Raw genomic sequence first — 23,189 nt, forward strand, 5'->3', positions numbered from 1 at the left:
GCCGGCAAAAAATTTTTTTGGTATTTATAAAATCAGTAGGAGGGGACAACGTCCCCTCCTACTGACTAGAAATTATCGCTTATAAAGTATGGGTCACCAGGAGCAGCACTACAAGGAGCACTATTCCCAATCCCAAACTGAAGCTTATCAGCTTTTTCTCGGCAGGCATCAAATCAAACCATTCTTCTTCTTGCGGCAGGCGTTCCTGTTCGGCCATTTCTAGCTCCCTCCTTTTAAGCCACCGGCGGCGGGGTTATGCCGTGGAAGAACAACCAGGAAATCAACAAGCCGATCCAAATGATGAAGCCGAAGAGGCATACCACATATACAACAGCCAGTTTCCCCATGCCTTCTTCCCAAAGCTTTTTAAAGTTGGACATTAAGCCGATGGTGAAGAAGGTTAAGGCAAAGAAGATGCCGCGGAAGTTGCCCGCCTGACCGATACCGGCATTCAAAAGTTTCAATGTATCTTTACCTACACTCTTACCTATCAATATGACCAGGATAAACAGGGCGGCGTAGCCGAGAACGAATTTCGGGAAGCGCAGCCAGATTTCGCCTGCGTTCACCTTTTCCCCTTCCCGCCGGTCGATCTTCCAGGACCAGATAATGGCAAGGATAAAGGCCCAAATGGCAATGAAAATATCAATGAAAACCTTCACCGTCGTCGTCGCCATGAGCATCCAGCCTTCCTGCCACTTGACACCCAGGGCGCTGATGGCCTTACTGCGGATCAAAGCGTCGACCATCGCTCCGCTGGCGGCCGCGGCGCCGTCGGTTTTGACGGCCAGACCCATCCAGGCGCCCGCCACCATGGGCTCTTTGTAAAGCCAGGCCTGGGCGGCAAAGGGAAGGATAATCAGTTCAACTACGGCAAAGATAACAACCAGGGAGGAGACAATAATGGGAATGACCGGACGGGCCTTGATGGCGCCTCCCGTGGCAATGGCCGCGGAAACGCCGCAGATGGAAATGCCCGAGGCCAGGGGTGCGGCCCACTCCGGAGTAAATTTAAAGTAACGGCGGGCGATGAAATAAACGAGGGGCCAATAGATGAGATAAGCTTCAATAATGGCACAGAGTCCCCGGAAGACAACCTGGGCCGTCAAACCGGTGGATTGCAGGGCGTTGAGGCCGATCTGGCCGCCGAGGATAACGATGGCTGTTTTGACAAACCATTCCGGTTTTGTCGCTTCCTGTAAGTAACGGGTCAGGCCCGGGAAAAGATTACCGATGATCAAACCTACAATCAACGCGATGATAAATCCTGATTCTCCCGTCATACGCAATGACCAGGGGATATTCAATTTCGCCAGCTGGTCGGGAGTGGCGGCAATATAGGCATAGTTTCCGATCATCCAGCAGATATAGGTGATGAAGAAGATAATGGTAAAACCGCCGATGAAGCGGGGCACGTTGCCGCCCATAGAAGCCACACCGATGCTTAGAACTACCGTCAAGAATATATACGTCAAGATAAGGGCTATAAAGCCAGGCAGGCCTTTGTAAACGTCGGATACGGGCGTAAGGGCTTTGGACAAATCGAGCCACATGTTAGTTTTAACCGCCCAGCCCAGGAGATCGACGCCACCTATTTTTAGAAAACCGAGGAAAAAGATAAATAATCCGATCCACAGCGCCCACCAATCCTCGCTTCTTAAAAGGGGCGAGCGCGCACCTTTACCTTCCTGGACCATTTTGTTCCCCCCTAAAGTCTTTAATTCATCGCACCTTTTCTGTTTTCTTCCCCTAACTCGCTGTATTGCCCGCGGCCCTTCACCTCCCTCTAGCGCTCATTACCACCTTCACTTGTAAGGCTTTATCGCCCCCCTTTTTTGTTTAATTTTAATTTTTATCTGCTACATTAATTAAACTTTTGTATTAATAAATATATTGTGACCTCAGAATAATATATACTAAAATCTACGCTCACGAATAATACATATTGAAATATATTCTCGTTCCAACTTTCCTTTATGTTAGCTATTCATAAATAATATTTCGCCGTCATTAAGAGTTTTCCTGCTGGAAGGAAAAATTTTTTGGAACAAATATAAAAAACACCCTTCCAAAAGGGTGCCAGTTATAGCGAAGGCTATCTATTCTCCCCAGGTTTGTTCCCCTTCGTTACTGATATAATAGGCGAGGCGCTGGAGATCCAGGTTATAATCGGCGTTGTAGACCAGGACGTCAGGGGGCACACTTAACGTGATGGGCGCGTAGCTCAAGATCCCCTTAATACCGTTTTTGACCAGCTCGTGGGCCACCTTCTGGGCCTCTTCCGCCGGTACGGCCACCATGGCGATCTTGACGTCCTTTTCTTTTATCAATAGCGGCATATCCTCCATGGGCCTGATTTGCATGCCGCCTACTTCGAGGCCGATTTTTGCCGGATCCCGGTCAAAAACGCCCACCAGGTGGAAATGCCGGCCGTATTTACGGTTGTGCTCGGCTAAAGCCATGCCCAGCTTGCCGGCACCTACCAGGATGAAAGGCCACTCCCGGTCAAGGCCCAGGATGCGGGCTATGGCTTCTTTGAGGTAGGTTACATTGTAACCAACGCCGCGTTTGCCCAGCTCGCCGAACCAGGCCAGATCTTTACGGATTACCGAAGGGTCTACGCCCACCCTGACCCCCAGGACCTGGGAAGATATTTCTTCTATGCCGTGCTCTTCTATTAAGTTAAGGCAGCGATAATAAAGGGGCAGGCGCTCAATGGTAGAACGCGGTATTTTAATCCGAAAGGGCATTGTAATCTACCTCGCTTTGGCTATTTTATTTTTAACGGGTCTGATAACGGGCTACCGCCTGGTTGTGCTCATCCAGGGTACGGCTAAAATAATGGGTGCCGTCGGGCTTGGCCACAAAGTACAGGTAATCCGTTTTCGCCGGCCTTAAAGCCGCCAAAAGCGATGCCCTGCCCGGATTGGCAATGGGCCCGGGCGGCAGGCCGTTGACCCGGTATGTATTATAAGGAGATTCGATCTCCAAATCCTTGTACGTCAGGACCGGCTTGGGTTCAGGCAATAAATATTGAATCGTCGGATCGGCCTCCAGGCGCATGCCTTTATTTAGGCGGTTTACATACACACCGGCGATTAGGGGACGTTCGCTATCGACCCTGGCCTCTTTTTCCACAATGGAAGCCAAAATAACGATTTGCTTTGTATCTAAGTTTAATCCGGGGTCTTTCTCCCGGCTGATTTCCTGATAAACCTCCTGAAAACGTCTGAGCATCATCATTATGATTTCTTCCGGAGGGGTACCTTTGGCCACCCGGTAGGTATCGGGAAAAAGGAAACCTTCCAACCTTTCCGGACCAGATACATCATCGGGCAAAAAATCAAAGGGATAATGGCGTACTGCTGCCTGTAAAAATTCTTCCTCCTCTGTCAAACCCTTCTGTTGAAGCATAGCGGCTATCTGTCGTACCGTGTATCCTTCGGGAACGGTAAACTCAATCTCCTCTACCTTTCCCGCAGCCAATAAATCCAGGATTTCCCGAAGGGAAAGGCCCGGTGAAATTAAATAATACCCCGGTTTTATCTTCCTGTCCAGCCCGGTAATTGACGTCAACAGGCGAAAGGCCCAGGGGCTTTTTATTATTCCCTTGCCGGCGAGCTCCGCGGCAACAACCGCCGAAGTAGCCCCCGGAGCAACATATACCTCAACGGCCGGCGCACCGGGTTTTTCTGGGGGCAATAAAAGGTTATAAAAATAGACGCCGACGATTAAGAATAAAATAATACTAAATAACACAGCAAAAATTGCTATCCGGCGCTTCGTGTCTGTCTCTTCCTCCATAACCCCACGTTTTCTCTCCCAAAATTATTTTTTTCATTATACCAAGTTCGTCAAGATTGTACAACACTTGCAAATTAAAACCCGCCAGTTAGATGGCGGGCTTTAATTTCAATCTTCTTCGGCTTCTTCCAGGGCGTTTTCCCAAGCTGCAACAACGCGTTGCCATTCATCTTCATCCTCAATTTCATAGAGGACCTCGCTGCCGTCTTCGTCTACACCGATCTTTAGCACAATGGCTTCGGCAGCTTCATTATCGCCGTCCCCTTCTACGGGTAAAAGGACGGCATACTCGTCGTCTTCGACATTCAGGATATCTACGACCAAAAATTCATGCTCCTGGCCCTCATCATCCGTCAGGATGATTGTATTTTCCTGGTCGGCCATATCCTCACTCCTTTTTCCAGGTTAGGCCTATCATAACCCATTTTGCCCCCGGCGGTCAAGGTATCCCTGTAAAATTATTGTGGCGGCCACCTGATCGACCACGGCCCGCCGGCGGCGACGGGAAAGGTCGGCTTCTAAAAGGACTTTATCTGCGGCAACGGTAGTGAGACGTTCGTCGTAAAGGTGGACGGGCAGACCCAGTACCGCCTTTAAGCCCTGGGCAAAGTCACTGGCCTCCTTTGCCCGGGGTCCAAAGGTGCCGTCCATATTGCGGGGCAGGCCGACGACTATTTCTTCAACGCCAAAACGTTCTATTATTTCTTTGAGGGCGGCCAAATCGGCGTTTTTATTTTTACGCCTTAAGGTAGTCACGCCCTGGGCCGTCCATCCTAAAGGGTCGCTGACGGCCACCCCGATGGTTTTCGTGCCGACATCGAGACCCATTATACGCAATTCAAATCACCTTAATACAAAAATCCCGGCAAGCACCGGCGCAGTATCCGCAGAGAAGACAGCGGCCGGGGTCAACCATTACCCGGCCGCCAGCCAGTTTCAAGGCTCCCTGATGGCATCGTTTAACGCAGTTGCCACAGCCGCAGCACCAGTCTTCTATGATAAGGCGGCGTCTCCTCCCTATAAGACGCGTCACGAGCTCGGGCGCCGGCTCCCTGCCGCTAAACCAGGCCACGTTTACTTCAATTTCTTCCAACGATTGCATGCCTACGGCAACGGCATCAATTACCGGTGTCGCCAGCACGAACTCCAGGGCCTGACGCGCCTGGGCCTGCAAATGACCGCCGCCCAAGGCCTTCATGGCATAAATACCCTTGCCATTTTTATGGGCCAGGGTTATTGCGGCCAGCATGTTTTCCCTGCTGCCGTCGATTATCCCCAGCCCTTCTCGATTGTACAGGGGGTGGATTATATCGATTTCCGGCATCACGGCGGCCGTTTTTACCGCCGCCACCGCATGGGACGATATGCCCACAGCCCGCACCAAACCGCGTTCTTTGGCGTTCAGGAGGTATTCCAGGGCCGGCCGGTGGCCAGCCAGCGTTAGGGCCGTTTCTTGCTCGTGAAGCAAAAAGATGTCGATAACGTCACGTTCCAGCTCCCGCCTAGCTTCTTCCAGGCTTGCCGCCATGCCTTCCGCCGTATAATCATAGGATTTTGTAGCTATGACTACCTCTTGCGGCCATCCCTTCAAGGCCTTCCGAATATAGGGGTACGTTTGGTAGCTCTTGGCCGTGTCGATAAAGTTCACGCCGAGCTCCAGGGCATGGCGGATAAGCCTCGCCCCCTCTTCAAGGCTTAGACCTACCTGGAGCGGCCCTATGGTCAACGTCCCAAAGCACAGACGGGAAACCTTGAGGCCACTGGCGCCTAGGGTGGTGTAAAGCATTTATTTCCGGATTTCCTCCAGTTTTTTCTCCCAGTACACCAGTTTTTCTTCCGTGCGGTTTAAAATCTTCCGGTCTTGATCGGTAAAGTAGCCACCTTCGGCCTTCGCCTTGGCTTCTTCCAGATGGGCACGCATGAGTTTTAAGCTGCGCTCGTAAAGCTCCATGGCATAGGCGGCCCGTTCCCGCTCGTGGCCCCAACCCCCTTGCCAATCTCGCACCGCGGCTTTCAGGAGGTCAAAAAACTTATCGCCTTCGGTATAGAGGTTGACCGTCAGCTCAACATCCGACAGGGCCATGGGTACCGTCCTCCTTTTATTCTAACCTAAATAACTCTTAAGCAACTCGGCAATGATCTCGTCCCGTTCGACACGCCGGATCAAATTACGAGCCCCTTTGTGGCTGGTGATATATGCCGGGTCTCCCGACAGGAGGTAACCGATTAACTGATTAATGGGATCATATCCCTTTTCCTTTAAGGCCGCCTGAACTTCCATCAGGACGTCCCGTACCTGTACTTTCTCTTCTTTGTCGACTTTAAACATCATTGTTTCCTGCATGTCACCGGCCATTGTCTGTAACCCCCTTGCGGTTTCCCGGCTTTAACCTTGACCGATCTGATGAGCCACTACCTTCAGGCTGTAGGCCAGGGCCTGATCCAGCTTGCTCGGATCTTTACCTCCGGCCTGGGCCATATCTGCGCGTCCACCACCGCCGCCGGCGGCGATTCGTGCTACCTCGCGCAGTAAATTGCCGGCATGTACGCCCCGTTTCACCAGATCTTTGCTTACCATGGCTACAAAATTGACGCGACCGTCATGCTGGGAACCGAGGACCACCACGCCCGAGCCCATTTTGTCTCGCACCTTATCGGCCAGTTCCCTTAATGCCTCGGCGTCGGCCGCCTCTACCCGGGCCGGCAGTACCGGTACACCGGCCACTTCTCGCACCTGCTTTAATAAATCGGTTACGGTATAGGCAGCCAGACGGTCCCGGAGGCGGTTAATTTCTCGCTCCATTTCCTTACTCTTCTCCAGGACCTGGCGCACCCGCCCGCTCGCCTGGAAAGTAGGCACTTTGAGCAGGGCGGCAATATCCGTCAGCTCCTGATATTCCCGGGTAACCAAATCCAGGGCGGCCGTCCCCGTTACCGCCTCCAACCGCCGTACGCCGGCGCCGATGCTGCTTTCATTCGTTAAGCGGAAGAACCCCACTTCGGAAGTAAAATGAAGGTGGGTGCCACCGCATAGTTCCATGCTGTAGTCGCCTATTTTCACTACCCTTACCTTTTCGCCATATTTTTCCCCGAATAGGGCCGTTGCTCCCATCGTTTTGGCTTCATTTAAGGTAGTTTCCAGGATTGTTACCGGCAGATTGGCTAACACTTTAAGGTTTACTTCTTTTTCTATGGCCCGCAATTCCTCTTCAGTTAAAGGGGCAAAATGGGTAAAATCGAATCGCAGTCTCTCCGGTGTTACCAGGGAGCCGGCTTGGTTGGCATGCTCTCCCAGAACGTTTTTTAAAGCCCGGTGCAGCAGATGGGTGGCGGTGTGGTTCCTGGCCGCTGCCAGGCGGCGTTCCCGGTCTACCTTAAGCTCAACTTCCTCATCGCAGGCTAGTTTTCCCCTCGCTATTGTTACCTGGTGGAGGATCTTCCCGTCCGGCAGGCGTTTGGTGTCCTTAACCTGCGCTTCTCCGCCGTCCCAGGTTATCTTGCCCTGATCGCCCACCTGGCCGCCGCCCTCGGGATAGAAGGGCGACCGGTCCAAGATAACGTACCCGCTTTCACCGGCATTAAGACAAGGAACGCGTTCTTCCCCCCGTACCAGGGCCAAAACTTTGCCCGTATCCTCCAGGCGCTCATAGCCCGTGAACTCCGTCCCGCTAATGTCGTTTAAGCTGCCGGCAAAGGCCAGGGCAAACTCATAGGCCCTGGTATCTTCCCGCGCCGCCCGCGCCCGCTCCCGCTGGGCCGCCATGGCCTCTTCAAAACCGGCGCGGTCTACCTTAAATCCCTTTTCGCCGGCGATCTCCTCGGTCAGATCCAGAGGAAAGCCGTATGTATCATAAAGGGTAAAGGCTTCCTGGCCGCCGATGGTGTACCGACCTTCTTTCCCGGCCCGCTCCATAATACCGTTTAAAACCTTCATACCCTCGTTTAAAGTTTCATGGAAGCGCTCTTCTTCTTGGCGGATTACCCGGGCAATATACTCCTTTTGCTCCGCTACCTCCGGGTAGGCCTCCCCCATAATAGCAACTACCGTGTCTACCAGGCGGTAAAGAAAAGGTTCCTCTACTCCCAGGGCTTTACCGTAACGGGCGGCCCGGCGTAAAATCCGACGCAGGACGTAGTTGCGGCCCTCATTGCCGGGCAGAACACCGTCGGCAATCAGGAAGGTGCAGGCCCGGGCGTGATCGGCAATGACCCGGAAGGGAAAGCCGGCCTCTCCCCGATCGTAGGGCAAGCCGCTTAAAGCTTCTACAGCGTTAATTAAAGGTCGCAATAGATCGGTGTCAAAATTGCTATCTACACCCTGTAAAATCGAAGCCATTCGTTCCAGCCCCATACCGGTGTCGATACTGGGCCGGGGTAAAGGCGTGAGATTCCCGGCTTCGTCACGTTCATACTGCATAAAAACTAAGTTCCAAATTTCCAGCCAGCGATCGCAATCGCAGGCGCCCAGGGCGCAAAGGGGCGCACCGCAGGCATGCTCCGGACCGCGATCGTAAATGATTTCACTGCACGGTCCGCAGGGACCCGTATCGCCCATGGCCCAGAAGTTATCTTTTTCGCCCATGCGCACAATTCTTTCTGCCGGCACACCGGCTACTTCCTGCCATAATTGAAAAGCCTCTGCATCTTCCTGAAAGACGGTAATCCACAGGCGTTCCGGTGGTAGTTCCAAGACCCGCGTCAAAAATTCCCAGGCAAAGGCGATGGCCTCACGTTTAAAGTAATCACCAAAGGAAAAGTTACCGAGCATTTCAAAAAAGGTATGATGCCGGGCGGTGCGCCCTACGGTATCGAGGTCGTTGTGTTTTCCCCCGGCCCGGACGCACTTCTGGGCCGTCGTCGCCCGCTTATAGGGGCGCCGGTCCAGGCCCAGAAAAACGTCTTTAAATTGGACCATTCCGGCATTGGTAAAAAGCAGGGTAGGATCGTCGACAGGCACCAGGGAAGAGCTGGGGACGATGGTATGGCCTTTTCCGGCAAAGAAACTCAGGAATTTCTGCCGGAGTTCATTTCCCGTCAAACAACGTCAACTCCTCGTCAAAACTAAACCTCGCCCCCGCCCCGGGGCGGTGAACGAGGTTCCCTCGGCTAAATTTTTCTACATTATACCTGAAGGACCGAAGGTTGTCAATGAAGGTTCAACCCCCAGAAAAGATAACCTACGGTCATATCCCGGCGGGAAAGGTAACGACCGTTCACTAAACGGCTCTGGACATAATCGATTATGGTCCTGCGCACCGACGGCGTCAGTTCCAGGTGGGGATAAAAGAAAATCTCAAATTCTTCTACTGCCTGTTCCGGCTCCATTTCCCGGGTGCTTACAATCCTTTCCACCTCCAGGGAGGGGCAATATCCCCAGGCGTAAAGAATATGAAAAATATATAAAACGTCTGCCGGTATTGCCGGCATTTCGCCTCCTACCAGCTTCCGCCACAACTCTTCACGCCCGCTGATCTCCTGACGCAGGTGACCGGCCAGCAGACAGGCGTTACTGGAAGCGGCGATCATTTTCTTCAAAGTGTCTGTATCTTTAATGCCGGGGCTCATAAGGGCCAGCACCAGGTCAAATCGGCCGCGCCATCCCTGTTTGTCTAGATCTACGTCTTCCCAGGTCATTTGAACTGCCTCAATATTGGTTACGCCCTCTTTTGCGGCCCGCTCTTTAAGGAGGGCGAGCATCTCCTCTGCCGGGTCCAGGGCTATCACCCGCCGCGCCCGGCGGGCCAGGGGCAGGGCATAATTGCCCGTACCGCAACCGATATCCAGTATCTCTAGATTCCGGTCCAAACCGCCGTGGTGCCCCAGCCAGTAGAGGACCCGGGCCACCCTCTGCTTCCCCTCTTCCCCACCGGCCAGGCGGGCAAAATGGCCGGCGCGCCGGTTCCAGTAGCCGGTACCTTCGCGATCCGGCCGGCGCCGGCCGTAGAGGGACTGCCGGCGCTCCTCCTGCCAGGCCTTTTCCCAGAAGTCGGCCTGCTGAAATAGGGGTGTTTCCGCATTTACCATAAATAAATCACCTCTGCCCCTATTTTATCCCTTTGCAGGTATTTTTCCAGGGACAATTTTGTTAAAATTAAAGGCCCCTCCCTTTTTCCCGAGAGGGGCGTTTCTTTTTGTGTCCGGGCTTTATTTGGCCAGCATTTCACTTAAAATCGTGGGGAAGAAAGCATAAAATTCGGTAGAACGCACAACGTCTTCAATGGGCACCTGGTCGAGGACGGAGTGGGCATATACCTCATCGCCGGGTCCGAAGCCGATGGCAGGGATACCGGCTTTACCCACCCAGTAGGTGCCGTTGGTGCTGAAAACCCACTTGCCTACACCGGTAGGCTTGCCGAAAAGCTCTTCATATGTTTTGAGGCCGGCCTTAACCAGGAGGTGATCCTCCGGCAGAGCCCAGGCCGGGAAGTATTTATCGACTTTAAAGACAAAACCGGTGTAGCTGGGTTCATTAAATTCCAGCACTTCCACCACACCGCCGTGGGGTTCCGCCACTTTGCGCACCTGCTCCACGGCCATTTCCTGGGTTTCCCCGAAGGTAAGACGGCGGTCGATGTAAATAAAGCACTCGTCGGGCAGGGCGTTGATGGATGGAGTCTTGCAGTGAATGTCGGTAACGGCAATGGATCCTTTCCCCAAGAAGGGATCGTCAATGAATTCATCGCCCATTTGGCTGATACCCTTGATAATCTCCGCCATCTTGTAAACGGCATTAATCCCCCGCTCGGGGGCGCTGGCGTGACAGGTACGCCCTTTAGTCGTAACTTTCATCTCCACGCGGCCGCGGTGCCCGCGGTAGATGTTCATCTTCGTGGGTTCGCCTATAACTACAAAGTCCGGTTTAATTTTATCGGTAACCACCAGGGAATTAGGGGCCACGCCGTCGCAGATTTCTTCGATATTACCAAAGTAGTACAGGGTGAAGTCTTGGGTCAGGCCCAGGTCCTTTATAATTTTGAGGCCGTAGACCATACCCGGCGTCGAATTTTTTTCATCCCCGGCACCCAGGCCGTAGAAGATGCCGTTTTCCACCTTGCCTTGATAAGGATCCCATTGCCACTGGTCGGAATCGGCTATATCCACCGTGTCAATATGGCTGTCGTAAAGCAAAACCCTGGAACCGTTGCCGATACGGCCGACGATATTGCCCATACTGTCCAGAAAAACTTCGTCAAAACCCAGCTTCTTCATTTCCTGGCCGATGCGTTCGGCCACCGCCTTGATGTTTCCATTGGGGCTGGGAATGGCGACGATGTCCCGTAAAAACTGAATGATATCCTCCCGGTATTTTTCGACTTCCGCCTTAATCTTTCTGATGGTCTCCTCGTGCATCGAGCTTCCTCCTCCCGGCATCTTAATTTTACTTTAATTGAGTCGCTATTTTTAACCTACAGTTAAGTTATTTCCACACCGATTGCAAAATTCCTGCCGCGACGGCAAAGATTCGTATAAATTAACTGCTAACTAAACGCGCCCAAATAAATTTGATTACAGTGCTGCCAATGGCCGTAAGAGGTACTGCCAGGAGCAGCCCTCCCACCCCCCAGAGTTCCCCGCCGGCTAGAAGGACGAAAATAACCGCCAGGGGATGGAGGCCGACGCTGCCGCTTAGGATCCGCGGTGCCAGCCAGCTGCCCTCGATCTGTTGGACGACAGCCATAACAAATAAGGCATAAAGGGCCGTCCTTTTCCCTTCCAAGAGGGTGAGGGTTAATACGGGGACCGCCCCGATTATAGGTCCAAAATAGGGAATTAAATCGGCCAGGCCTACCACTACTGCCAGAATTACGGCATATCGCGAACCGATTAAGGCCAGCCCGATGCCGGTCAAAAAGCCAACGATAAGGGATACCAGAAGATGGCCGCGGATAAAGCTAGTCAGTATCCGATCTATCTCCGTCCATAAACCGAAAACGTCTTCTTTTATCTGTAGGGGTAACAAATGACCGGCCGCCCGGCCGATTTGCTCGCTATCGCGTAATAGGTAATAGGTGAGAACAGGCGCTAATAAAAAGCTGGGGGCTCCCGCTAGGAGGTTAAGGAGCCCCTGCAGGGCCCGCCGGGCGGCCTGCTGAAAGGTATTGCTTAAACCAATGAAGGAATCATCCAGCAAGCGGCGTAGGCCAGCAGGCAGCGCCACTTCATTGTATCTCTGGTAAAATTTCCCTAATAGTCCTTCCACTTCGGTCGTGAAGATAGGCAGATGTAACAGGAATTCATTTAATTCCCGTACCAGCTTGGGCAAGATAAATAAAGGCACCGGCAGGAAAAGAATAAAAACAAGGAAATAAAGAAGTAAAATGGCCGCAGGACGCTTCAATCCCCTTTTTTCCAGCTTTACCATGGCCGGCTTCAAAAGATAGGCCAGGAAAGCCGCCAGGAAAAAGGGAGTTAAAACGGTGCGCACCCGGTAGAGAAAATACAAGGCGGCGGTTAAAAAAAGCCCGGCACCTACCAGGCGTAAAATCTTCATGACCCGCTTTGCCGTCATGTTACTTCCAACCTAAATTTGCGTGCGGCGGCGGACGACTCCCCTGGAACGAAGGGGCGCAGGTTCCTCCGGCTCCATAAAGGTCGAAGGCTCCTGGGAAGGCTTAATAAAGGTTTCCCGCGAACTTTTCCAGGCGACGCCGATTATGGCCCCCATTATCCCGCCGGTGATAAAACCCCGCCAGAAACTCAAGGCCACTTTGTCCCTCCTACCCTTCCAGGGATATTAAAGTTCCATCCTCGGCAACATTAAAAATCTCCCGACGCTCGTTAAATTCTACAAAACAGTCCCAGCAGTAATATTGATCCGTGCCGATTTTACCGACCGATTTGCTGCCGCAGTGGGGACAATTTATCATCGTTATCACTCCCGGGTAAAAACTACCAAATAATTATTCCTTGGCTTTCCCATTTAAAGTCGCCTGTCAAAGGAACTTCCCGCCGGCCTTCCAGCAGGTCGTTGACCAGGCCGGTTGATACTTCCAGGGCTTTCACCTGGCCGGAAGGAAGGTCAACAACCAGATCTTCTACCAGGCCCAGTTCCTGGCCGTCACGGTTTAAAAGGCGCAGGCCTTTTATCTCCTGCCATCGTCTCAACCCGGCCGGCAACTCACTGTCGATGGAGTCCGTCCCGGCAACAGTAAAGGTTTTAGGACCCCGTGACTGTAACTTGTCAAAGGTTATTACCCTGGGCTGCTGCAGCCAGCCGCCTTCAGCCAGGACCAGGGCTTTTACCTGGGCGGATTTTTCGTCGTATAGCAGATCTTGAACCCGGCCCACTTCTTCTCCCCTTTCCTGGTTGAGGACCGGCAGCCCCACCAGTTCCCTCCCCTTGGGCATGGTCAAACCTCCGCCAAAAAAGATAACCTTCCTCTAGTATAACCAGGGAAGGTTACCAATATGCCCTTCATTCCCGGGCCGAGACTGCCTCGATGGTACCGCCGCCTACCACCAGTTCACCCTGATAATAAACAACAGCCTGACCGGGGGTAATGGCGCGCTGGGGTTCGTCAAATTCTACCCTAGCCCGTCCCCCTTCCATAGGATATAATGTTGCCGCCGCCTCGGGGGCCCGGTAACGAATCTTCGCCGTTATCCGCACCCGGGTGGGAGGCTTTTCCCACAGGATGTAATTATTGTCCCGCGCATAAAGGACGCGCTGCTCCAGGTCTTCCTTATCGCCTACCACCACGGCGTTACGCTCCGGGTCCAGGGCCACCACAAAACAAGGTTTTCCCATGGCCAGTCCCAGGCCCCGGCGTTGACCGATGGTATAATAGGGAAGACCTTCATGGCGCCCGATTATCCGTCCTTCCGTGTCTAAAATGGGGCCCGGTTTTATATCCCGCGCCGCCCTGGTACGGAGAAAATGGCGATAGTCTCCCTCGGTGATAAAACAAATATCCTGGGATTCGGCTTTTTGAGCTACCGGGAGTCCGTATTTTTGGGCTAGCTCGCGTACTTCTCGTTTAGTATAATCCCCGAGGGGAAGGAGGGTATGGGCCAGCTGTTCCTGGGTAAAGGAATAGAGGAAGTAACTTTGATCCTTTTCACGATCGCGGCCCTTAGCCAGGAAATACCGATCCCCCTCGGCATCATAAAGACGGCGGGCGTAATGGCCGGTGGCTAGATAATCCATCCCCAGGGCGCGCGCCTTTTTTAAAAGCACGTCAAAGCGCACCTTGCGGTTGCAAACGATGCAGGGGTTGGGAGTTTCCCCCTTCAGATATGAAGCTACAAAGTAATCTATAACTTTACGTTCAAAGACGTCACGAAAGTTTAAGACATAATATGGTATATCCAGGATACCGGCGACCCGGCGGGCATCCTCCACGGCGGACAGGCTGCAACATCCCGTTTCACCTTGCGGCGGCGGCAAATCTTCCGGCCACTGGTTGAGGGTAACGCCGATGACTTCGTAACCGGCTTCCTTCAGTAAAGCAGCGGCCGTAGAACTGTCCACGCCGCCGCTCATGGCTACCATTACCTTTGCCTTGTGGGCCGCTTTGGCCACCCCCTGCCTTTAATTTTCTCCCTTTTTAAGAGGCCTTCTTATTCTTATTCTGGTAATCCTCGATGGCTTTATGCAGGGCATCGGCGGCCAGGTTGGAACAATGCATCTTCTGGGCCGGCAGACCGTCCAACGCCTCGGCCACCGCTTTATTGGTTATCTGCAGCGCTTCCTCTATGGTTTTTCCCTTAACCATTTCCGTCACCATACTGCTGGTAGCAATGGCCGCACCGCAGCCAAAGGTTTTAAATTTACAATCTTTGATAACGCCGTCTTCCACCAGGATATAAAGGCGCATAATGTCGCCGCAAACGGGGTTGCCTACTTCGCCAACGCCGCTGGGATTCTCAATTTCCCCCACATTGCGCGGATTGGTGAAATGGTCCATGACCTTTTCGGAATACACCATGCTCACTCCCTTGTTTCTCCTTTTATTTTTTGTTGTATAAAGGAGACATGGCCCGCAAGCGGGCTACTATTTCGGGCATCACTTCCAGGACGTAGTCTATATCGGCTTCCGTATTGCCGCGACCCAAGGTCATACGCACCGAACCGTGGGCCACTTCATGGGGTATGCCCATGGCCAGCAGGACATGGGACGGGTCCAGGGAACCGGAGGTGCAGGCCGATCCGCTGGAGGCGCAAATACCCTTCATATCCAGACTTAAAAGCAGGGATTCGCCTTCCACATAGCGGAAGCTGAAGTTGGCGTTGGTGGCCACGCGTTTCTCCAGGTCACCGTTCACCTGCACATCCTCAATCCGCTCCAGGATGCCCTTTATCAGCCTGTCCCGCAGGGCTTTAAGCCGCGGCATTTCCTGCGGGAGCTCCTGTCTGGCCAGTTCCGCCGCCCGACCGAAGCCCACAATGCCCGGCATATTTTCCGTACCGGCCCGGCGCTTGCGTTCTTGGCCGCCCCCATGGAGGATGGGGGTGATCTTTGTGCCTTTACGGATATAAAGGCATCCCACGCCTTTGGGCCCGTATATCTTATGGGCGGAGGCCGAGAGCAAGTCCACATTCAGTTCATCGACATTAACGGGGATTTTGCCCACGCTCTGGACGGCGTCGGTATGGAAGACAATCCCCCGTTCCCGGGCCAGGTGCCCTATTTCTTTAATGGGCTGGATAGTACCTACTTCATTGTTGACGTGCATGACACTGATAAGAATGGTTTCGTCGGTAATGGCTTCTTCCACATCCTCCACCCGTACCAGGCCTTCCGGGGTCACCGGCAGAAAAGTTACTTTGAAACCCTGGCGCATTAAATACTGGGCCGTATGCAAGACGGCGTGGTGTTCGATACTGGAGGTTATAATATGGCGGCCCTTTTTCTCGTTAGCCGCCGCCGTGCCGATAAGGGCCAGGTTATCGGCCTCAGTGCCGCCGCTGGTGAAAACGATCTCCTCAGGTCTGGCCCCAATCAGGCCTGCCACCTTTTCCCGTGCTTCATCCAGGGCTTTTTTGGCCTCCCGACCGTAGCTGTAAATGGTGGAAGGGTTGCCAAAGGCCTCTTCTTTAAGAAAGGGCAGCATGGCTTCCAGGACTTCCGGCCGCACCGGTGTAGTAGCGCTATGATCTAAGTAAACCCTGCGCATAATTCCACCCTTTTCTTTCGCTAGATATAATACATATAATGCTTTTCGTCTTGCTGCATTTTACTTGCTTTATCGACCATGTCGGCTAGGGTAAAGCTGTCCAGGACGCTGCTGATGCTGTCCCGCACCTTTTCCCAGATGCCCCTGGTGACACAGGTTTCTGCCCGCTCGCAGGAGTCACCTTCCCCGTCATTCAAACAATCAACCGGAGCAATGGGACCCTCCAGCACGCGGATGATATCCCCCACGGTAATTTCCTCCGGTTCACGGGCCAGGATATAACCGCCCTGGGCGCCCCGGACGCTTTTTACCAGGCCGGCTTTCCGCAAAACGGCAATTAGCTGTTCCAGGTAGTGCTCGGAAATATCCTGCCTTTCAGCCACGCTTTTAATGGGGATGGGGCCTTCGCCGTAATGCTGGGCCAGGTCGAACATGGCGCGTAGTCCGTATTCACCCCGCGTCGAGAGTTTCACCCCACCACCTCCAATCCCTAGTGGTTTGCTCGGTAATAATATCTTAGCAGCCGACTCGGATATTGTCAATGTTAAAGTTGACTTTTTTACTCTGCTTTTTAAATTACCCCGGGTGGAAAGAAAATATACCATACAGGGCCGCATAAAAAATAGCCCCGGAGGTTACTGCCAGGGCCAGGGTGGTATTAATCGCTGCTTAACTTCTTTTGCAATTTTTCATACCATAAAGAATGCCTCTTACGGACATACTCCTCATCTACGTAGCCGGTAAACATACCGGGCAAAAGGGGCCGGTTGGCTTTAAAGATAAAGGCCGCCAGGTGGGCAATAATGCCGACTATAATCATTACCATTCCCAGGTTATGCAGGTTGGTAGCCCAGTCAAGAAGAGTATCAGAAAAAGTTATGCCCGGGAAATTTTTAATCACTTTAATGAATCCGGTAACAATAAGCAAGAGTAGGTTAAAGGCAATAAAAGCATAGGCCACACGTTGCTCAGCCAGGTACTTATCAGCAGGAGGCTCTTCACCAAACCCCAGCATGGCTTTGATAACGATTAAAGACTCTCTGACATCGCCGCGACGGGGCAGGATAGTAAACTCGCGGCGCAAGCTGTGATAAACGATATGAAAAGCAGCCGCAAATACCAGCCAGATAGCCGCTACATAATGCAGGGTAAGGGTAATGTGGAAATTAGAGGACCAGGTTAAGCCCGGAATCTTATCAACCATATAGCGCTGGTAAAGGGGTAATTGCCCCAGGCCGCTGAAGATCAGGAGAAAGGTAGAAACGGCTACTGACCAGTGCACGAACCGTACCGCGAGGCTATGCCTTTTAATGCGCCCGTTTTTATTCATTATTCCCATCACCTTTCATGCCTTTGTATACTGCCAGGCCAGCTGCCAGGACACCGGCTACCGGCGCCAGCAGCAACCCCTGGGCCAGCCCATTAGCAGTTTCAAGATAGTTTTCTACTTCCACAGGTAAGCCAGGGCTCTGTTTTTGCTCCATTAAAGCCCGGTGCAGGACTGTAAAGGGTACTGCCGAAACATAAAAGGTAGAAGTACCGCCATTTTCTTTTTCCCCATATATATAGCCGTTAATGGCGGCTGCCCTGGCGCGGGCTTTTTTACGCATTTCTTCCTTGGGGCCAAATTCTATTGCACCTTTTGGACAGGCATCGACACAAGCCGGTAGTTCCCCGTTGATAATCCTGTTATAGCATAGATCGCATTTATACATAACACCGCCACCGGCGAATTTAGGAGCTACTTTTAAATATAAACCTACTCCTGCCTGGCGCTGGGGAATATGCCAGGGGCATACTTCGCGACATTTTGCCCCTCCAAAACAGGTATTGGGATCTATCAACACCGGTCCTTCGGGCGTTTTTTCCTGGGCGCTGAAAGGGCAAAGGTTGGCACAAGGAGGATTATCGCAATGCATACACCGCCTGGGGATAAACACAGTTGCCTTTTTACCCTGGTGTTCTACTTCAACTTTTTGGACAAAAGTCCAGTTATAAGGAGTCAGGCGATTGGTTACATCTTGCTTTTGGGACCAGTCCTCAAATTTTTTCTGGGGCCAGTAGGGTCGTATGTCTTCAGGCCGCGGTCGAGGAAAACGATCGCGATTGGTTTCCCGACAAGCTGCCACACAGGCAGGTAAATCTTTGCCGGTACAACCGTCGCATTTGGTTAAATCTATCATCGTACCTACCGCTATGGTTGCCGCCCATGCTGTTTCAACCTTGTTCAATCCGGTGAGGGCTATCCCGCCAGCAATACCGGCCACAACGGTGCGTTTTAGAAATTCACGCCTGTTCATGTATGGTTCTCACTCTCCACTTCGGTTTTAATTTTATAATACGTTTGTTCTTTTTCGCTGTCAATATTATATAGCATAAAGCAAAAAATAATATTAGCGGTCGCAGAGGACCGCCAAGGCAAAATTTACCGCGGTTTATTCCAGCCACCCGACTGCTTCCAGGGCCGTCAGAAAACGCTCACGCAGGTAGGGATAACGCCTAGCTAAAAGATTTACAACGGCTTTTACTTCGTGACGTTTCGTTTTACCCGCGGCCGGGCAGGGATTGGACAGTACCGGCAAGTTTTCCACCCGTGCCAGACTTGATACCGTAGCTTCAGAAAGATAGATGAGGGGCCGGATCACCTTCAGGCCGCTTTTGCTCAAATCAGTTACTGGCAGAAAGGTCGCGAACCGGCCGTTATAGAACCAGTTCATAAGGAAAGTCTCCAAGAGGTCGTCCAGGTGATGCCCCAGGGCCACTTTGTTGCAACCGAGGCGCCGGGCCGCTTCGTTCAGGGCACCGCGACGCAGATGGGAACAGAGGGCGCAGGGATGCTCCTCCCGGCGGTGCTCAAAGACTATCGCCCTTATAGGTGCAGGTTCGACGTGAAAGGGTATATCGTGCTCCCGACAGAAAGCGGCCAGGGGTTCGGTATCAACCTGCCAACCCATATCCAGAAAGACGGCTCGAAAGTCAAAATGGAGAAAGGAGTAGTTTTTTAAAACCCACAGGATATAAAGCAGAGCAGAACTATCCTTACCCCCGGAAGCCCCCACCGCTATCCTGTCGCCGGGTGTTATCATGCCATACCTTTTACTGGCCCTTTTGACAGGAGTCAAAAACCACTTACTATAAGTACGCTTAACAGCCATCTAGACCTACTCCGCTTCAGTCATTACAGCCCTTATTATATCCCTGTTCATAAAAGTTGCCAATCCCGCTCCATCGAGGCACCGGTTACCCGCACCCTGGATCACACCGGCCCCGGGATTTCACCCGGGGCCGGAAAAGATACAAGTATAAATTTATTCTTGCCGGTCCATCTTTTTGACAAACTCCATAACCCTTTCCAGCAAGGGTCCGCGATATTCCTCCACCCGGCCGTGATCGCACAGGGAAGTCAGTTCCGAATCCAGTGGCAGAGATCCCAATAGGGGAATACCGGCTTCGGCCGCCGCTTCTTCGGCACGGCTGGGGCCGAAAATATAGATTTCCTTACCGCAATCGGGACAAACGGCGTAGCTCATATTTTCCACCAGGCCAAGAATCTTTACATTCATCAAGGCCGCCATTTTTACCGCCTTCCGGACGACCATCTGGGCGAGCTCCTGGGGCGAACTGACAATGATCAATCCGTCCACAGGTAAAGACTGGAGTACCGTCAGGGGAGCGTCGCTGGTGCCGGGGGGTAAGTCAATTAACAGGAAATCGAGATCGCCCCAGATGACGTCGGTCCAGAATTGTTTAATCGCTCCACCGATAAGGGGCCCCCGCCAGATGACCGGATCGTCCTCATGGGGCAGTAAAAGGTTTAAGGACATGATTCTGACGCCTTTAGGGCTTTGAGGCGGGATCATACCCTGGCCTGTACCTTCCGGCGGACGTCGAACGCCGAACATCCGGGGTATGCTGGGACCCGTAATGTCGGCATCCAGAATGCCGACTTCAAAACCGGACCGGCGCAGGGCCACGGCCAGCAGAGCCGTTACCGACGATTTGCCTACGCCGCCTTTGCCGCTCATGATACCGATTACGCGCTTGATGTTGCTAAGCTCATGGGGCGGAATGGTAGTCGGTCCCTTTGCCTCACAAGTCTTATCGCAGGTACTAGGATTGCAGGTTTCGCACGTACCTGTAGTCAATACCCTCACCTCTCGAAATAAATTATACTCTTTTGCGGTCATATGTCAATTAAATTAAGGTAATTTACTCAACAATATAACCTGCTAAAATGTAATAGAGGTGATCACCATGGATCTTTTTGAACAGGCCAGTCTGGAAAATCGCGAAGCGCGAGCACCCCTGGCCGTGAGGATGCGCCCGCGCACCCTGGACGAGTTTGTCGGTCAAGAAAAAATAGTCGGGCCCGGGACTCTACTGCGCCGGGCCATTGAAAATGACAGCTTGAGTTCCATTATCCTTTGGGGCCCGCCGGGCAGCGGCAAAACTACCCTGGCCCGCATTATCGCCCGCATGACCAAAGCCCATTTTGAAGCTTTGAATGCGGTTTTAGACGGCGTCAATGACATTCGCCGGGTCGTTGCCGAAGCCCGGGAGCGCGAAAAATATTACCGTCAAAGAACGGTAATTTTTGTCGATGAAATTCACCGCTGGGCAAAAAATATTCAGGACGCCCTCCTCCCCTGTGTCGAGGAGGGGCTGCTCATCCTCATCGGCGCCACTGTTGAGAATCCCATGTTTACCGTAAACGCCGCCCTCCGGTCCCGTTCCCGCATCTTTCGTCTCGAGGCCTTGTCCGAAGAAAATATCCTCATTATACTTCAGCGTGCCTTAAGGGACCCCGAGCGCGGATTGGGAAAATTTAATGTTGAGGTGGAACCGGCGGCCCTTGAGCACCTGGCCCGGGTGGCCAGCGGCGACGCCCGCGTGGCCTTAAACGCCCTGGAGTTCGCCGTCCTTACCACACCGCAGGATGGAGAAGGGCGACGCTTCATTACCCTGCAGGTTGCAGAGGAAGCAATCCAGCAGCGTGCCCTCCTTTACGACCGGGACGGCGACCAGCATTACGACTGCGTTTCGGCCTGGATTAAAAGCATGCGCGGTTCCGATCCCGACGCTGCCCTCTACTGGCTGGCGCGGATGCTTTATGCCGGAGAGGATCCGGCCTTCCTCGCTCGCCGCCTCCTCATCCACGCCGCCGAAGACGTAGGTCTGGCCGATCCCCAGGCCCTCGTTATCGCCAGCGCCGCAGCCCAGGCCGTGGAGCGGGTGGGTCTGCCCGAAGGACGCATCATCCTGGCGGAAGCCACCATTTATATTGCCCTGGCGCCAAAAAGCAATTCCGTCATTAAAGCCATTGACGCCGCCCTGGCCACAGTGGAAAAAGAAACGGCCGCGCCGGTACCCCTGCATCTGCGGGATGCCAATTATCCGGGCGCAGCCGCATTCGGACACGGTAAAGGTTATAAATATCCCCATGATTACCCCAACGGCTGGGTGGAACAACAGTATCTACCGGATAATCTCAGGGGAAGGGTATTCTACCACCCTACCGACTACGGTCGCGAAGGTCAACTAAAGACGTTCTGGCAACAACGCAGGCGTAAAAATAAATAATTACAAGTATTTCTCAATGACTTGAACCAGTTTGTTTTTCGCCTGATACCCAACCATGCGGGTTACGACTTGTCCGTTTTTAAAAAGCAGGAGGGTAGGTATGCTCATAATGCCGTACTCGGCCGCCAGGCCCTGGTACTCGTCTACATTCAGCTTGCCTACCTTCATTCTATCTTTGTATTCTTCGGCCAGTTCTTCCACCAGGGGGGCTATCATCCGGCAGGGGCCGCACCAAACAGCCCAAAAATCGACCAGAACCGGAACCTGGGCTTCAAGGACTTCCGCTTTAAAATTGGCCTCATTAAGGGTAATAATATTTGCGTTTGCCAAAACCTGCCTCTCCCTTCCCTTTTATTAATTCATAAAACGGTTTAAAACATCGATTAATTCATTAATAATTTCCCCATCTTCCTGGTTAACAATGGCCGTCCGGACACAGCCCTTAACATGGGCTTCAAAAATCATGGTGCCTACTTTTTTTAAAGCGGCACGCGCAGCGGCGATCTGAATGAGGATGTCGACACAATACTTGTCCTCTTCTATCATGCGGTGGATGCCTTTAACCTGGCCTTCTATCTTCCGCAGGCGAAGGAGTAAATCGTCACGCTGGGGAGCGTAGGAACTCTCTTCTCCCGGCCTCCTGCTCACTTCTCCATTCCTCCTTTCCCGGGGGTACCCTAACCCAGTATACAGGATTATTCCCCTCCGGGCAACTAATAATCGGCCCGGGAAAGAAGATGGCGTACTACCAGGCTGGCCAATATCATACCCGCCACCGCCGGGACAAATACCATGCTGCCCGGCGGTCGGCGTTCGCCCGGTGCCAGGGGAGGCAATATGCGTAGAGGAAGCGGCGGTTCTTCCGAATAGACAACCGTTATTCCCTTGGTTATACCTCTAGCTTTTAAGCCGCGCCTCACGGCCCGTGCGAGGGGGCACCCCCGGGTGGCGCTGATATCGGCCACCTTCAGGCGAGCAGGATCCAAACGGTTACCTGCTCCCATGCTGCTGACTACAGGTATCCCCTTACCTTTGGCCTTGGCCAGAAGGTCGATTTTGGCACCTACACTGTCAATGGCATCCACCAGAAAATCTAAGTCTGCACGAATAAACTCATCGCTTGTTCCCGGGCTGTAAGCTTCCTGCCTGGCTACCACCACCCCTTCGGGGTTAATTTCACGGCACCGGCGAGCCAGGATATCTACCTTCGGTTGACCGATGGTTGTATGTAATGCCGGCACCTGGCGGTTGATGTTGCTGGGGCGCACCACATCGGGATCAACCAGTTCTAGATAGCCTATTCCCGCCCGGGATAGGCCTTCTACGGCAAAGGAGCCGACACCTCCGGTGCCGATGACCGCCACTCGGGACTGCGCCAGGCGGGCCCGTCCCTCAGGACCGATCAGCATTTCCGTCCGCGACCAGAAACTTTCCACTTAACCCACCCAACAAAATAAAACCCCACAAATGCCGTGCTCACCGTGTGTTTAATGAACCCGCTCTCAGCAGGTGGGTGCCTCCCTGGGCGCTTTTTGCTTCCCCTGCCGCGGGGGCCTGCAAGCCACGTCCAGAGGGTGGGCTCCCTTTTTATTGGTGTTGGCTCAAAACTCCACGGTGCGACACGAACATCGCAGGGTAACCTTTTATCTTATCCTCTTTTCCTTGCAGGCATTATCTTAACACAAACT

Annotated in this window: 28 protein-coding genes and 1 other RNA gene; 1 reads left to right on the top strand and 28 read right to left on the bottom strand. The window is 52.9% G+C overall.

Annotated features, from left to right (window positions below):
* Positions 1-79 precede the first annotated feature (79 nt).
* From MHFGQ_RS08975 to MHFGQ_RS09090, 24 genes are all read right to left on the bottom strand, one after another.
* Positions 80-217, bottom strand: coding sequence for a hypothetical protein (locus MHFGQ_RS08975; RefSeq protein ID WP_170066233.1), 138 nt, complete (start codon positions 215-217; stop codon positions 80-82).
* Positions 218-233: 16 nt separating this feature from the next.
* Positions 234-1,697: a YeiH family protein gene (locus MHFGQ_RS08980; RefSeq protein WP_106005169.1), complete on the bottom strand. Its 1,464-nt coding sequence runs from the start codon at positions 1,695-1,697 to the stop codon at positions 234-236.
* A 402-nt stretch (positions 1,698-2,099) separates the two neighbouring features.
* Complete coding sequence (locus tag MHFGQ_RS08985) at positions 2,100-2,750, bottom strand: redox-sensing transcriptional repressor Rex (RefSeq protein ID WP_106005170.1); 651 nt, start codon at positions 2,748-2,750, stop codon at positions 2,100-2,102.
* Positions 2,751-2,781: 31 nt separating this feature from the next.
* A complete protein-coding gene (mltG, locus tag MHFGQ_RS08990; protein ID WP_106005171.1) occupies positions 2,782-3,804 on the bottom strand; it encodes an endolytic transglycosylase MltG in 1,023 nt (340 codons plus the stop codon).
* 108 nt (positions 3,805-3,912) lie between these two features.
* Entirely contained in the window at positions 3,913-4,188 is a 276-nt protein-coding gene (locus tag MHFGQ_RS08995) for a DUF1292 domain-containing protein (protein WP_106005172.1), read from the bottom strand.
* Between the two features lie 30 nt (positions 4,189-4,218).
* The gene (gene ruvX / locus MHFGQ_RS09000) at positions 4,219-4,641 is read right to left on the bottom strand and encodes a Holliday junction resolvase RuvX (RefSeq protein WP_106005173.1); all 423 of its coding nucleotides are present in this window, start codon (positions 4,639-4,641) and stop codon (positions 4,219-4,221) included.
* Between the two features lies 1 nt (position 4,642).
* On the bottom strand, positions 4,643-5,590 hold the full coding sequence (locus MHFGQ_RS09005; protein WP_106005174.1) for an aldo/keto reductase: 948 nt from the start codon (positions 5,588-5,590) through the stop codon (positions 4,643-4,645).
* Complete coding sequence (locus MHFGQ_RS09010) at positions 5,591-5,887, bottom strand: hypothetical protein (RefSeq protein WP_106005175.1); 297 nt, start codon at positions 5,885-5,887, stop codon at positions 5,591-5,593. It lies immediately after the preceding gene.
* A 21-nt stretch (positions 5,888-5,908) separates the two neighbouring features.
* Positions 5,909-6,160, bottom strand: coding sequence for an IreB family regulatory phosphoprotein (locus MHFGQ_RS09015; protein WP_106005176.1), 252 nt, complete (start codon positions 6,158-6,160; stop codon positions 5,909-5,911).
* 30 nt (positions 6,161-6,190) lie between these two features.
* Positions 6,191-8,842, bottom strand: coding sequence for an alanine--tRNA ligase (gene alaS / locus MHFGQ_RS09020; RefSeq protein ID WP_106005177.1), 2,652 nt, complete (start codon positions 8,840-8,842; stop codon positions 6,191-6,193).
* 107 nt (positions 8,843-8,949) lie between these two features.
* Positions 8,950-9,828 (bottom strand): class I SAM-dependent methyltransferase, encoded by an 879-nt coding sequence (locus MHFGQ_RS09025; protein ID WP_106005178.1) that lies wholly within the window; start codon positions 9,826-9,828, stop codon positions 8,950-8,952.
* 120 nt (positions 9,829-9,948) lie between these two features.
* Entirely contained in the window at positions 9,949-11,154 is a 1,206-nt protein-coding gene (locus tag MHFGQ_RS09030; protein WP_106005179.1) for a YgeY family selenium metabolism-linked hydrolase, read from the bottom strand.
* 121 nt (positions 11,155-11,275) lie between these two features.
* Entirely contained in the window at positions 11,276-12,313 is a 1,038-nt protein-coding gene (locus MHFGQ_RS09035; protein WP_343105500.1) for an AI-2E family transporter, read from the bottom strand.
* Between the two features lie 12 nt (positions 12,314-12,325).
* On the bottom strand, positions 12,326-12,511 hold the full coding sequence (locus MHFGQ_RS09040) for a hypothetical protein (RefSeq protein ID WP_106004269.1): 186 nt from the start codon (positions 12,509-12,511) through the stop codon (positions 12,326-12,328).
* A 10-nt stretch (positions 12,512-12,521) separates the two neighbouring features.
* A complete protein-coding gene (locus MHFGQ_RS09045) occupies positions 12,522-12,671 on the bottom strand; it encodes a hypothetical protein (RefSeq protein WP_170066095.1) in 150 nt (49 codons plus the stop codon).
* A 22-nt stretch (positions 12,672-12,693) separates the two neighbouring features.
* On the bottom strand, positions 12,694-13,152 hold the full coding sequence (locus tag MHFGQ_RS09050; protein ID WP_106004267.1) for a PRC-barrel domain-containing protein: 459 nt from the start codon (positions 13,150-13,152) through the stop codon (positions 12,694-12,696).
* Between the two features lie 67 nt (positions 13,153-13,219).
* Entirely contained in the window at positions 13,220-14,296 is a 1,077-nt protein-coding gene (gene mnmA / locus MHFGQ_RS09055; protein ID WP_106004287.1) for a tRNA 2-thiouridine(34) synthase MnmA, read from the bottom strand.
* A 55-nt stretch (positions 14,297-14,351) separates the two neighbouring features.
* Positions 14,352-14,729, bottom strand: a complete 378-nt coding sequence (gene nifU / locus MHFGQ_RS09060; protein ID WP_106004286.1) for a Fe-S cluster assembly scaffold protein NifU — start codon at positions 14,727-14,729, stop codon at positions 14,352-14,354.
* 25 nt (positions 14,730-14,754) lie between these two features.
* Entirely contained in the window at positions 14,755-15,921 is a 1,167-nt protein-coding gene (gene nifS, locus MHFGQ_RS09065; RefSeq protein ID WP_106004266.1) for a cysteine desulfurase NifS, read from the bottom strand.
* A 20-nt stretch (positions 15,922-15,941) separates the two neighbouring features.
* A complete protein-coding gene (locus tag MHFGQ_RS09070) occupies positions 15,942-16,394 on the bottom strand; it encodes an RrF2 family transcriptional regulator (RefSeq protein WP_106004265.1) in 453 nt (150 codons plus the stop codon).
* Between the two features lie 185 nt (positions 16,395-16,579).
* The gene (locus MHFGQ_RS09075; protein WP_211292828.1) at positions 16,580-17,251 is read right to left on the bottom strand and encodes a formate dehydrogenase subunit gamma; all 672 of its coding nucleotides are present in this window, start codon (positions 17,249-17,251) and stop codon (positions 16,580-16,582) included.
* On the bottom strand, positions 17,244-18,221 hold the full coding sequence (locus MHFGQ_RS09080) for a 4Fe-4S dicluster domain-containing protein (RefSeq protein ID WP_106004263.1): 978 nt from the start codon (positions 18,219-18,221) through the stop codon (positions 17,244-17,246). The genes MHFGQ_RS09075 and MHFGQ_RS09080 overlap by 8 nt, the downstream gene beginning before the upstream one ends.
* A 135-nt stretch (positions 18,222-18,356) precedes the next feature.
* Positions 18,357-19,076 (bottom strand): tRNA lysidine(34) synthetase, encoded by a 720-nt coding sequence (locus MHFGQ_RS09085; protein ID WP_106004262.1) that lies wholly within the window; start codon positions 19,074-19,076, stop codon positions 18,357-18,359.
* A 153-nt stretch (positions 19,077-19,229) separates the two neighbouring features.
* On the bottom strand, positions 19,230-20,066 hold the full coding sequence (locus MHFGQ_RS09090) for an Mrp/NBP35 family ATP-binding protein (RefSeq protein ID WP_245907735.1): 837 nt from the start codon (positions 20,064-20,066) through the stop codon (positions 19,230-19,232).
* A 109-nt stretch (positions 20,067-20,175) separates the two neighbouring features.
* On the opposite strand from MHFGQ_RS09090, the gene MHFGQ_RS09095 reads away from it, so the two are divergent.
* Entirely contained in the window at positions 20,176-21,501 is a 1,326-nt protein-coding gene (locus MHFGQ_RS09095; RefSeq protein WP_106004260.1) for an AAA family ATPase, read from the top strand.
* Here MHFGQ_RS09095 and trxA read toward each other — a convergent pair whose 3' ends face one another.
* The 4 genes from trxA to ssrS form a co-directional block, all read right to left on the bottom strand.
* Positions 21,502-21,831 (bottom strand): thioredoxin, encoded by a 330-nt coding sequence (gene trxA / locus MHFGQ_RS09100; protein WP_106004259.1) that lies wholly within the window; start codon positions 21,829-21,831, stop codon positions 21,502-21,504.
* Between the two features lie 24 nt (positions 21,832-21,855).
* Positions 21,856-22,149 (bottom strand): metal-sensitive transcriptional regulator, encoded by a 294-nt coding sequence (locus MHFGQ_RS09105; protein WP_106004258.1) that lies wholly within the window; start codon positions 22,147-22,149, stop codon positions 21,856-21,858.
* 65 nt (positions 22,150-22,214) lie between these two features.
* A complete protein-coding gene (locus MHFGQ_RS09110) occupies positions 22,215-22,937 on the bottom strand; it encodes a tRNA threonylcarbamoyladenosine dehydratase (protein WP_106004257.1) in 723 nt (240 codons plus the stop codon).
* An 18-nt stretch (positions 22,938-22,955) separates the two neighbouring features.
* A non-coding RNA gene (gene ssrS / locus MHFGQ_RS09115) (6S RNA) lies at positions 22,956-23,141 on the bottom strand.
* Positions 23,142-23,189 lie beyond the last annotated feature (48 nt).

Source organism: Moorella humiferrea (assembly GCF_039233145.1).
Lineage (GTDB): Bacteria > Bacillota > DSM-521 > Neomoorellales > Neomoorellaceae > Neomoorella > Neomoorella humiferrea.